At 71.9% G+C, this 10,968-nt stretch carries 10 protein-coding genes; 2 read left to right on the plus strand and 8 right to left on the minus strand.

Annotated elements, in window-relative coordinates:
• Positions 1–7: 7 nt before the first annotated feature.
• From folE to C1A38_RS32130, 4 genes are all read right to left on the minus strand, one after another.
• Positions 8–667, minus strand: coding sequence for a GTP cyclohydrolase I FolE (gene folE, locus C1A38_RS01340; protein ID WP_102655991.1), 660 nt, complete (start codon positions 665–667; stop codon positions 8–10).
• A 38-nt stretch (positions 668–705) separates the two neighbouring features.
• Positions 706–2,721: an ATP-dependent zinc metalloprotease FtsH gene (gene ftsH / locus C1A38_RS01345; RefSeq protein WP_102655992.1), complete on the minus strand. Its 2,016-nt coding sequence runs from the start codon at positions 2,719–2,721 to the stop codon at positions 706–708.
• Between the two features lie 319 nt (positions 2,722–3,040).
• Entirely contained in the window at positions 3,041–3,616 is a 576-nt protein-coding gene (hpt, locus tag C1A38_RS01350; RefSeq protein WP_013736289.1) for a hypoxanthine phosphoribosyltransferase, read from the minus strand.
• A 114-nt stretch (positions 3,617–3,730) separates the two neighbouring features.
• Positions 3,731–3,853 (minus strand): hypothetical protein, encoded by a 123-nt coding sequence (locus C1A38_RS32130; protein WP_275409867.1) that lies wholly within the window; start codon positions 3,851–3,853, stop codon positions 3,731–3,733.
• A 151-nt stretch (positions 3,854–4,004) separates the two neighbouring features.
• Between C1A38_RS32130 and C1A38_RS01355 the strand changes: the two genes are divergently transcribed.
• Complete coding sequence (locus C1A38_RS01355) at positions 4,005–4,967, plus strand: GlxA family transcriptional regulator (protein ID WP_102655993.1); 963 nt, start codon at positions 4,005–4,007, stop codon at positions 4,965–4,967.
• 2 nt (positions 4,968–4,969) lie between these two features.
• Here C1A38_RS01355 and tilS read toward each other — a convergent pair whose 3' ends face one another.
• From tilS to dacB, 3 genes are read right to left on the minus strand one after another with little or no spacing between them, the layout of a single operon-like run.
• Positions 4,970–5,959 (minus strand): tRNA lysidine(34) synthetase TilS, encoded by a 990-nt coding sequence (gene tilS, locus C1A38_RS01360; RefSeq protein ID WP_102655994.1) that lies wholly within the window; start codon positions 5,957–5,959, stop codon positions 4,970–4,972.
• Between the two features lie 10 nt (positions 5,960–5,969).
• Positions 5,970–7,037: an Rv3626c family coenzyme F420 biosynthesis-associated protein gene (locus C1A38_RS01365; protein WP_102656030.1), complete on the minus strand. Its 1,068-nt coding sequence runs from the start codon at positions 7,035–7,037 to the stop codon at positions 5,970–5,972.
• 56 nt (positions 7,038–7,093) lie between these two features.
• Positions 7,094–8,587 (minus strand): D-alanyl-D-alanine carboxypeptidase/D-alanyl-D-alanine endopeptidase, encoded by a 1,494-nt coding sequence (dacB, locus tag C1A38_RS01370; RefSeq protein ID WP_233196556.1) that lies wholly within the window; start codon positions 8,585–8,587, stop codon positions 7,094–7,096.
• Positions 8,588–9,000: 413 nt separating this feature from the next.
• Between dacB and C1A38_RS01375 the strand changes: the two genes are divergently transcribed.
• Positions 9,001–9,507: an inorganic diphosphatase gene (locus C1A38_RS01375; protein ID WP_013736295.1), complete on the plus strand. Its 507-nt coding sequence runs from the start codon at positions 9,001–9,003 to the stop codon at positions 9,505–9,507.
• Positions 9,508–9,534: 27 nt separating this feature from the next.
• Here C1A38_RS01375 and eccD read toward each other — a convergent pair whose 3' ends face one another.
• Positions 9,535–10,932 (minus strand): type VII secretion integral membrane protein EccD, encoded by a 1,398-nt coding sequence (eccD, locus tag C1A38_RS01380; RefSeq protein WP_102655995.1) that lies wholly within the window; start codon positions 10,930–10,932, stop codon positions 9,535–9,537.
• Positions 10,933–10,968 lie beyond the last annotated feature (36 nt).

Genomic DNA, 10,968 nt, shown 5'->3' on the forward strand with positions numbered 1-10,968 from the left:
AGACCGGTCAGCGGGGGTGGATGAGCGCCATCGCCTCGGCACGGGACTTGGCGTCCCGTTGCAGGGTGCCACGCACCGCCGAGGTGATCGTCTTGGCGCCGGACTTCTGGATGCCGCGCATGGCCATGCACATGTGCTCGCATTCCAGGACGACCACCACCCCGCGCGGCGCGAGTCGGTCCATCAGCAGGTCCGCGATCTGCGAGGTGAGCCGTTCCTGCACCTGCGGGCGACGGGCGTACACCTCGACCAGCCGGGCCAGCTTGGACAGGCCGGTGATCCGCCCGTCCGGGCCGGGGATGTAGCCGATGTGGGCGCTGCCCCGGAACGGCAGGAGGTGGTGCTCGCAGAGGCTCATCACGTCGATGTCCCGGACCAGCACGAGTTCCTCGTGGTTGGCCTCGAAGGTGGTGGTGAGCACCGTGGCCGGGTCGACCCGCAGGCCGGCGAAGAGTTCGGCGTAGGCGCGGGCCACTCGGGCCGGGGTCTGCTGGAGCCCGTCCCGGTCGGGGTTCTCGCCGACCGCGATGAGGATCTCGCGGACCGCCTTCTCGATGCGGGCGAGGTCGATGATCTCCTCGACCGGTCGGCCGGTCAGCCGGCCGTTGACCAGCCGTGCGGCGATGTAGTCGAGGGTGTCGTCGGGTTCGGTTGAGGAGGCGGCCAGCCCCCGCTGCGGGGGGCTGGCCGCTGGGTCGTTGGTGCTCAGTGCATGCCGTCCGAGTTGTTGGAGTTCGGGCTACCGACGGTGGCCTGCGCCCCGTCGGCCTCGGCCTGCACCTTGAGCGCCTCCTTCTCGGCCGGGGTGAGTACCGGCGGCTCCGTGGAGGGCTGACGCTTGCCGAAGCCGTTGTACGGCGCCATCGGCGGCCGCTTGACCACGCGGGCGCAGATCCGGGCCATGTCGGCGGTGGAGAGGGTTTCCTTCTCCATCAGCTCGAGGACGATGTTGTCCAGCACGTCCCGGTACTCGACCAGGATTTCCCAGGCCTCGTCGTGGGCCAGTTCGATGAGTGCCCGCATCTCGCCGTCGATCTCGGCGGCGACGGCGTCGGAGTAGTCCCGCTCGTGGCCCATGTTGCGGCCGAGGAACGGCTCGTCGCCGCTGGTGCCGTACTTGATCGCACCGAGCTTGGAGCTCATGCCGTACTGGGTGATCATCGCACGGGCCAACGCGGTGGCCTTCTCGATGTCGTTGCCGGCACCCGTGGTGGGCTCGTGGAAGACGAGTTCCTCGGCAGCCCGCCCGCCCAGCGCGTACGCCAGGGTGTCGATCATCTCGGCGCGGGTCTGGGTGTACTTGTCCTCCGTGGGCAGCACCAGGGTGTGGCCCAGGGAGCGACCACGCGACAGGATCGTCACCTTGTGCACCGGCGCGGCGTGCGGCAGCGCCCAGGCGACAAGCGCGTGCCCACCCTCGTGGTACGCGGTGATCTTCTTTTCCTGGTCGCTCATCACCCGGGTACGACGCTGCGGGCCGGCGATGACCCGGTCGATCGACTCCTCGAGCGACTCGTTGCTGATCGCCCGCTGGTCCTTCCGCGCGGTCAGCAGGGCCGCCTCGTTGATCACGTTGGCCAGGTCGGCGCCGCTGAAGCCCGGCGTCCGCTTGGCCACCGAGTCGAGGTCGACGTCCGGCGTGAACGGCTTGCCCTTGGCGTGCACCCGCAGGATGGCCTTGCGACCCTCCATGTCGGGGGCGTCGACCGGGATCTGCCGGTCGAACCGGCCCGGGCGCAGCAGCGCCGGGTCGAGGATGTCCGGCCGGTTGGTCGCGGCGATCAGGATGACGCCGCCCTTGACGTCGAAGCCGTCCATCTCGACGAGCAGCTGGTTGAGGGTCTGCTCGCGCTCGTCGTGGCCACCGCCCATGCCGGCGCCACGGTGCCGACCGACGGCGTCGATCTCGTCGACGAAGACGATCGCCGGGGCGTTCGCCTTGGCCTGCTCGAACAGGTCGCGGACCCGGCTGGCACCGACACCGACGAACATCTCCACGAAGTCGGAACCGGAGATCGAGTAGAACGGCACCCCGGCCTCACCGGCGACCGCCCGGGCGAGCAGCGTCTTACCGGTACCGGGCGGGCCGAACAGCAGTACGCCCTTCGGGATCTTCGCGCCGAGCGCCTGGTACTTGCCCGGGTTCTGCAGGAAGTCCTTGATCTCGTGCAGTTCCTCGACGGCTTCCTCGGCCCCGGCCACGTCGGCGAAGGTGGTCTTCGGCGTGTCCTTGGTGATCATCTTCGCCTTGGACTTGCCGAAGTTGAGCACCCGGGAGCCGCCGCCCTGCATCTGCGACATGAAGAACAGCAGCAGCAGCACGAGCAGCACGATGGGCAGCAGGTTGACAAGCAGGCTGACCCAGATGCTGTCGGACGACACCTCGGTGTCGGCCGGCCCGGTGACCCGGTTGTTGGCCTTGGCGTCGAGGACCTGGTTCCAGACCTCGTTGCCGACCTCGTACGGGAACTGGGCCTCGATCAGCTTGGTTTTGGTCTTGCCGAACTCGGCCTCCTGGGCCAGCTCGAGTTGGATCGTCTGTTCCTTGTCCTGGAACACGACCTTCTCGATGCCGCCCTTGTTGAGCTGGTCGAGCGCGACTGAGGTGTCCACCCGGTGGTAGCTGGGACCAGAGGTGAACAACTGACTGAGCACAACGGCGCCGAGGATGACCAGGATGACCCAGAACACCGGTCGGCGGAAGAAACGCGTACGTTCCATGCTTTTGTCGAGCGCCGAGACGCCCGCATCCTCCTGATCGACGTCCTGACCGACTGTTGGGTGTCGCCGCCGGGGCGGCTGCCGTAGCCGCCGTGCGGGCCGGCCTCGACCCCGGGGCGCGAAATTGCCGCGCCACGGTCATTCGACGGTACACCGTGCGAGACGGATGTGAGCTGGCGAGCCCAGCACTTACGCGCACGGCGAACCGGGAGTCGACCGGCATGGTGGGGAGCGGAGTCCCCACCACCGAGCTCCACGGTAGCCAAATCACCTGAAAGCCCGCTGTATGTCAGACGGGGCGATTCGGCCGGGTGCGGGGTCAGCTGCGGGCGTACACCTCGGGCTTGAGGACGCCGACGTACGGCAACTCGCGGTACCGCTCACCGAAGTCGAGGCCGTACCCGACGACGAACTCGGTCGGGATGTCGAAGCCGACGTACTTGACCGGCACCGTCACCTTTACCGCGTCCGGCTTGCGGAACAGGGCGACCACCTCGACGCTGGCCGCCGACCGGGACTCCAGGTAGCGCAGCAGCCAGGAGAGGGTCAGCCCGGAGTCGACGATGTCCTCCACCACGACGACGTGCCGGCCGGCGATGTCCCGGTCCAGGTCCTTGAGGATGCGCACCACGCCGGAGGAGGTGGTGCCCTGCCCGTACGAGGAGATGGCCATGAAGTCCAACTCCGCGGGCGGACCCTGGCGGCCCAGGGCCCGGGCGAAGTCGGCCATGAACATGACCGCCCCCTTGAGCACACAGACGAGCAGCAGCCCGTCGGTGACGTGGGCGTAGTCCGCGGAGACCTGCTTGGCCAGTTCCGCGGTCTTCTCGCGAATCTGCGCCTCGGAAATGATCACGTGGTCGATGTCGGCGTCGTACCAGGAGCCGTCAGCCATGCCACTAGCCTGCCGTACGCCCTGGGTGGGTCGTCGGCGGGGCCGCCCCTTTCGTGGGACGACCCCGGGCGATTTTTGCGACGAAGCTGACCAATCACCTCAGTGGGGACCGGATCACCACCGGCGACCAGCGTCGGAGGGCTTCCAGTCGGCCGAGTCCCTGCTGTCGGCGGTCAGGCCGGCGGCCGAGGCGGAGGTGAGGACGACGAGGAGGAACAGCACGAAAAGGAACTCCATGGCGGCGCTCGCTTTCATAGTGTTTCTGGTGTTTTGTCGCCGCCGGTGCGCACCGACTGATACGAGTCTGCGCTTCGCGCCCCCGCACGAACAGTGGCAGGAATGCCACTGACCCTCGATTTCCCGCCACTGCTGCGGTTACCCTCGTCACATGCTTCACTCGGTGGCCGTACTGGTGCTTGATGGCGTCGCGCCGTTCGAGCTCGGCGTACTGGCCGAGGTGTTCGGCACCGACCGCACCGCCGACGGCCTGCCCGGCTACCGCTTCGACGTGTGCAGCCCGCAGGGCGCGACAGTGCGTACCTCGGCCGGTTTCCAGTTGGTGCCCAACGCCGACCTCGGCCCGATCGAGCAGGCGGACCTGGTGGCGGTTCCCGCACACCACGGCGACACCGCCGCGCACCCCGAGGTGCGTGCGGCGCTGCGCCGAGCCGCCGACCGTGGGGCGTACCTGTTCAGCGTCTGCACCGGGGCGTACCTGCTGGGCGAGGCGGGGCTGCTGGACGGCCGGGAGTGCACGACCCACTGGCGGCACGTCGACGAGTTGCAACGCCGACACCCCGAGGCGCGGGTCCGCTGCAACTCGCTCTACGTCCAGGACGGCAGGCTGCTCACCAGCGCGGGCACGGCCGCGGGCATCGACGCCTGCCTGCATCTGGTACGCCAGGAACACGGCTCGGCCGCCGCCACCCGGCTGGCCCGGCGGATGGTGGTACCCCCACACCGCGACGGCGGGCAGTCCCAGTACGTCGAGGCGCCGATCGCGAAGGTGCCGCAGGCCCCCACCCTGGAGCCGCTGCTGGAGTGGCTGATTCAGCGGCTGGACCGGCAGGTGACCGTCGACGAACTGGCGGCCCGGGTCGGCATGGCACCGCGCACCTTCGCCCGCCGGTTCCGCGCCGAGACGGGCACCACCCCGCACGACTGGGTGACCAACCAGCGGATCCTGCTGGCCCGCCGACTGCTGGAGGAGACCGGGCTGACCGTGGACGAGGTGGCCGACCGGACCGGTTTCGGTAACGCCGCCGCGCTACGTCACCACTTCACCCGCCGGGTCGGTGCCACCCCGAACGCCTACCGGGTCACCTTCCGCGACCGCGTTCCCGCCGGCTGACCTCAGTCGGGTGCGGGCAGCAGACGGTCGGCCTGGCGCACCACCCGTAGTCCGCCCGGCAGGTACGCCGCCCCCTGGCCCCGCCAGGCGGTGACCAGCGCGTCGAGCGCGGCGATGTGCCGGTGGGACAGCGCGGCCGGCGGTGAGCCCAGCTCGTGAGCCCAGGCGCGCAGCACCCGGCCGCGTACCGCACCGGCCAGGTCGGCCAGGGTCTTGGTCGCCAGCCCGCCGTCGGGGTGCCGCGCCGCGAGCAGCGCATCCCCGGCCAGTTCGTCCAGCACGGCGTTGTCGGCCGCCACCAGTCGGGCGGTCCGGGCGAGGTTGTCGACGACACCGGGGCCGAGTGTCTCGACCAGCGCCGGCACCAACTGGGCCCGGACCCGGGATCGGGCGTACGCGGGGTCGAGGTTGTGCGGGTCCTGCCACGGCGTCAGGCGCAGCGCCGCGCACGCCGCCCGGGTCTGCTCGCGGCTGATCTCCAGCAGTGGCCGGACCAGTGGCACCCCGCCCAGATCCCGGCGTACCGGCATCCCGGCCAGCCCGCGCGGGCCGGCACCCCGGGCCAGCGCGAGCAGCACCGTCTCGGCCTGGTCGTCTCGGGTGTGCCCGGTGAGCAGGGCAGCGGCGCGATGCCGCCCGGCCGCCTCGACCAACGCCTGGTAGCGGGCCTCGCGAGCCGCCGCCTCGGGGCCACCGGGTCGGCCGGCCACCTCGACCCGGACCACCTCCACCGGCGACAGACCGGCTTGTTCCGCCCAGCGAGCCACCGCCTCGGCCCGCTCGGCCGACCCGGTCTGCAACCCGTGATCGACGGTCACCAGACCGGCCAACCGACCCGATCGGGGCGCGACGAACGCTGCGGCGGCGGCCAGTGCGAGCGAGTCGGCGCCCCCGGAGCAGGCGACCAGCACCGGCCCGTCCGCCGGCAGTTCGGCAAGCGCCCGACGAACCGCGACCCGGATCGCGGCGACGGACGGGGAGATCGCGGCCATCGTCGCCGGCTCAGTCGGCGGGCGGCTTCGGCCCGACCGGGCCGTGTACCCGAGCCACCCAGGCGTCGGGTTCGCTCAACTCGCTCAGCCGGGGCAGGGTCAGTGGCGATTCGAAGATCCGGTTGAAGCCGGCCATGCCGACCCGCTCGACCACCGCGTGCACGAACTTGCGGCCCTCGGCGTACTGCCGCATCTTGACGTCCATGCCGATCAACCGGCGGACGGTCTTCTCCACCGGGTTGCCGGCCTCCCGGCGCCGGTTGAAGCCGGCCCGGATGCGCTCGACGCTCGGGATCACCTGCGGGCCGACACCGTCCATCACGAACTCGGCGTGCCCCTCGAGCAGGGTCATCAGCGCGGTCAGCCGGTCCAGCACCGCCCGTTGCCCGGGCGTCTGCACGATGTCCAGCACGCTGGAGCGGCCCTGCGGGTTGCGCACCACGTCAGCCAGGGTGCCCATGCCGCGACGCAGCCGGTCGAGCAGATGCTCGCTGCCCTGCGCGGCATCCACGAACGCCTGCACCTCGCCGAGGAAATATCCCCGCATCCACGGCACCGCGGTGAACTGCGTACGGTGGGTCACCTCGTGCAGGCAGACCCAGAGCCGGAAGTCGCGGGGGTCGGCCTGAAGCTTGCGCTCCACCTCGACGATGTTCGGCGCGACCAGCAGCAACTGGCCCGGATCGGCCGAGAAGACCTCGTACTGGCCGAGCACCCGGCCGGAGAGGTACGCCAGCACGGTGCCCGCCTGCACCCCGGTCACCCGGGAGCCGACCGCCTCGGTCAACGCGCCGGGCTGCTTGTCCGAGGCCAACCGACCGACCAGCGGCGTGATCACCTCGCGCAGGCCGGCGACGTTTGTGGCGGCCCAGTCCCGCCGGTCGACCACCCGCACCGGCGGATGGGCCACCTGCGAGGTGAGCCCGGTGTAGTCGGCCACGTGCCCGGCCGCCTCGTCGGTCAACCGGCGCAGCTCGGCGACCACCTCGGTGGCCTCGTCGTACGACACCCGAGGGCCGGTCTTGCCCAGGGCCCCCGCGGTCGCAACGGCCAGATCCCAGTCCACGAACTGCGCCATGCCACCCACCGTACCCGCGCCGGCACACCCGTCCACGCCCTCGACGGCGGTACGGGTCAGCGGCAGCCGCAGGTGGCCAGGGCGGCGGCGATCCGGTCGAGTGCCCCACGGGCCGGTTCCATCCCGTCGGCCGGGACCCGATCGGTGAGCACGGCGAAGGTCAGTGGTCGACCTTCGGCCGTCGTCACCACTCCCGCGATGGCGTGCACACCGGTCAACGTGCCGGTCTTGGCGCGGACCGTCCCGGCCCCGGCGGCGGTGCCGGGCACCGAGCCGTACCGGTCGCGCAGCGTGCCCGACCAGCCGCCGACCGGCAGCCCACCGAAGATGCCGCCCAGCTCGGGGTGGTCCGGGCTGGCCGCGAGGGCCAACGTCTCGGTCAGCAACGTGGGACTGATCAGGTTCCGCCGGGACAGGCCACTGCCGTCGGCGAGGGCCAGGCCCTCGGTCGGCAGGCCCAGCTCGGACAGCACCTCGGTCATCGCCGAGGCGGCACCGGCGAACGAGGCCGGGCGGCCACGCGCCAGGGCGACCTGGCGGGCCAGCGCCTCGCCGATGATGTTGTCGCTGTCGCTGATCATGATGTCGACCAGCCGGATCAGTGGCGGCGACTGCACCACGCCGAGTTGCGCACCCGGGCCGGTGGCGCCGACCGGCGCACCGCTCGCTTCGGGCGCATCAGTCGCTTCCGTCGAGCCAGCCGGGGGTGCCGGCGCGGTGCCGCTGCGTACCTCGTTCTCCGGAACGCCGAGCAGCCGGGCGAACGTCCGCCCGGCGGTGAGGTCCGGCTGGCTGACCCGCTCGGCCCAGCCCTGGCCGGCCTTCGGATCCTTGCGGGCACCGTCGAGCATCAACGCGGTCATCTGCGCGCCGTATCCACCGGTGGGGATGTCGTCGTCCCAGCCCGGCTCCAACCGCGGCCCGGAGTAGAGCGAGGAGTCGACGACGACCCGGGTCGGCGCCATCCCACCCAGCGCGGTACGCACCTGCTCGGCGAGGTCCTTCAGGCTTGCGGCGCCGGGGTAGAAACCCTTGGCGCCCGCCGCCAGGGTGGGATCTCCGCCGCCGACGAGCACCACCTCGCCCGGTCGCGCGCCGGCCACGGCTGTGGTCGGGATCCGGTATCCCGGGCCGCGAGCGGTGAGCACGGTCACCGCGGTCAGCAGCTTCGTCACCGACGCCGGCACGGTGCCCGTACCGCCGCCCCGCTCGAACAACTGCTGGCCGGTCAGCGCGTCGGTCACCGACACGTGGACCCGACCGCCAAGCGCGGTGTCGGCGATCAGCGGGTCGAGCACGGCGCGCAGCCCGTCGGTGGCGGGCGTCGGCGCGCCGACGTCGGTGCCGGCCAGCACCGCTACCGGCGACGGTTCCGGCGGCTCGGCGCTCGGCGCGGCGGGGTCGTCGGCCAGCCAGCGTTCGACCGGACCGGGACGCACCACGACGAGGCCCACCACGGCCAGCACCAGGACCAGCACCGCGGCGAGCAGCACCGGCAGCCGGCGGCGCGACGTCGGTCGGGGCTGCTCGGGAGGTACGCCGGACGGCACGCTCGGTCCGCCGCCGACACCGGGCGGCGGTGGGCTGGAAGCCCTGGTCGGGCCCGCCCCTGCGCCGACCGTCAGCGGCTCGGTCCGTTCCGCATCCCGCAGCGGTTCGCCGGTGGGGGGACCGGTCGGCGCGGCCGGTTGCGGCCGGAGGACCTGGGCCTCGGGCACCGGTACCCGCCCGGCTGCCGGTTTCGGGGGTGGTTGGCGGGAAACGCCGTCACCTGCGTCGTCGGGTCGATAGTGTGAATCTTCCCTCCCCACGACCCCCTCCTCCCCGCCCGGAACCGGCCTGGGTGACACTACTTCGGTCCGAAGACTATGCGGCGGCCGGAGTATGCGGGTGGGTATTCGCCTGTCCGGGGGTGCGGCCGCCGGTTCCGTCAAGCCAGCGTGGGCGAATGAGGAGCGTGCAGATGGATTTCGACGTCACGGTTGAGATCCCGAAAGGTCACCGCAACAAGTACGAGGTGGACCACGTGACCGGCCGGATCAGGCTGGACCGCACCCTCTTCACCTCCACGCAGTACCCGGCCGACTACGGCTTCATCGAGGGCACCCTGGGCGAGGACGGCGACCCGCTGGACGCGCTCGTGCTGGTCCCCGAACCGACCTTCCCGGGCTGCCTGATCCGCTGCCGCACCATCGGCATGTTCCGGATGACCGACGAAAAGGGTGGCGACGACAAGGTCCTCTGCGTGCCGTACGAGGACCCGCGGCAGGAGCACCTGCGCGACATCCACCACCTCGGCGAGTTCGACCGGCTGGAGATCCAGCACTTCTTCGAGGTGTACAAGGACCTGGAGCCGGGCAAGTCGGTCGAGGGCGCGACCTGGGTGGGGCGTACCGAGGCCGAGGCCGAGATCCAGGCGTCGTACCGGCGGGCCCGGGAGGCCGCCGAGCGCGGCGAATCCACGCACTGACGGACGTTTCGACAGCCCGGGGCCTGCTCAGCCGAGCAGGCCCCGGGCTCGTTCGTAGAGGCCGAGCACGGCGCAGGCGATCGGCACCACGGAGACCACCAGCGCGGTGTCGGTGAGGTCGGCGAGGCGACCGAGGTACGGCGAGACCGGCCGCCGGGCGTACGTGGTGCCGCCGGCCACGATCAGCAGGGCGACCAGCAGTCCACCGGCTGCCAGGAGCAGGTGACCCCGCTCCCCCGCCGCACCGGCCAGGTTCGCGCCGAGGAGCAGGTACCCGGCCAGCCCGGCGAGCACGGGTGGCATTCGGTGGCGTACCGCCACGAACAGCCGGGCCCGCAGCAGCAGCACCGCCGAGGTCACCGCGACGAGCAACCGGCTCGCGGTGTCCGCGCCGCTGAGCACCAGCGCGGCGGCAACCGCCAGCAGGCCGTGCCCGATCAGCATCCCGGTCAGCATCTCCTCGGTGCGGGCCACCGCCGCGTACACCCGGCTGCGGTCGGGGAGGTCCCGGACCCGGTCCGCGTCGTCCGGCGAGCCGGTGGGCAGGGTGATCGGCGGCAACGGGACCTTGCCCAACCGGATGGCCAGCAGCGGGACGGCCCCGATCCCGAAGGCCAGCACGCAGAGCAGCACGGCCGCGGTGCCGGCCGGGTGAAGCCACAGGCCACCGACGGCGGCAGCGGCACCGACCGCGCCGACCACCACGCCGGCCACGAAGATCCGTAACCGGGTGGCCACCCCGAGCAACCCGAGCACCGAGGCCAGCAGCAACGCCACCGAGGCGGCCAGCAGTTCCGCAGCGCCGATCCAGCGCAGCGGACCGAAGGGGCCGACCGGGTCACCGGAGCCGACGGCGAGCGCACCGGCGGCTGCGGCGTACGGCAGCGCGTACCCACCGAGGGTGGCCCCGGCCGGGCCGTCTCCCTGCGCCCGGGACAGCACCGTGCCCGCCAACACGAGCAGTGTCGCCATCAGGGCCGCCGCGAACCAGCCGATCGGATGCTCCGGACCGCCGGCCAGAAGGGCGAGCAGGCCGACGGCGAGCGGGACCGCCGCCCCGCCCAGTGCGGCGGCCCGGGTGGCTCGGGGCGACCAGGCACCACCACGACGACGGGCACCGTCGGCGATCGCCTCGACCACGTCGTCGTAGTCAAGTTCGGGCCACTGCACGCTGGCCGGCACCAGGTGCAGCATCTCCCCGTCGCGGACGCCCTGGGCGAGCAGCGCCTGCCCGGCCGTCAGCGCGGTGCCGTCGGCCCGTCGCAGCAGCCAGCCGCCGTGGCGCTCCCCGTCGTCCGCCAGCCCTTCGCCCGCGTGCCGGAGCACCTCCGGCAGCAGTTCGGCGAGCGGCACATGCTCCGGCAGGGCCACGTCGACCCGCCGCTGAGGCGTGCTGACGGTGATCCGGGTCAGCCCGACTGTCATCGACCGGCCTCCATGCTGAGTGGGGCGACGGCTGCG

It is taken from the genome of Verrucosispora sp. ts21 (assembly GCF_002879555.1).
GTDB classification, from domain to species: Bacteria; Actinomycetota; Actinomycetes; order Mycobacteriales; family Micromonosporaceae; genus Micromonospora; species Micromonospora gifhornensis.

Excerpts from the sequence above, each read along its gene's own strand:
- ftsH (WP_102655992.1), bottom strand. The coding sequence starts at position 2,721 with ATGGAACGTACGCGTTTCTTCCGCCGACCGGTGTTCTGGGTCATCCTG.
- hpt (WP_013736289.1), bottom strand. The coding sequence starts at position 3,616 with ATGGCTGACGGCTCCTGGTACGACGCCGACATCGACCACGTGATCATT.
- C1A38_RS32130 (WP_275409867.1), bottom strand. The coding sequence starts at position 3,853 with ATGGAGTTCCTTTTCGTGCTGTTCCTCCTCGTCGTCCTCACCTCCGCC.
- C1A38_RS01355 (WP_102655993.1), top strand. The coding sequence starts at position 4,005 with ATGCTTCACTCGGTGGCCGTACTGGTGCTTGATGGCGTCGCGCCGTTC.
- tilS (WP_102655994.1), bottom strand. The coding sequence starts at position 5,959 with ATGGCCGCGATCTCCCCGTCCGTCGCCGCGATCCGGGTCGCGGTTCGT.
- C1A38_RS01365 (WP_102656030.1), bottom strand. The coding sequence starts at position 7,037 with ATGGCGCAGTTCGTGGACTGGGATCTGGCCGTTGCGACCGCGGGGGCC.
- C1A38_RS01375 (WP_013736295.1), top strand. The coding sequence starts at position 9,001 with ATGGATTTCGACGTCACGGTTGAGATCCCGAAAGGTCACCGCAACAAG.
- eccD (WP_102655995.1), bottom strand. The coding sequence starts at position 10,932 with ATGACAGTCGGGCTGACCCGGATCACCGTCAGCACGCCTCAGCGGCGG.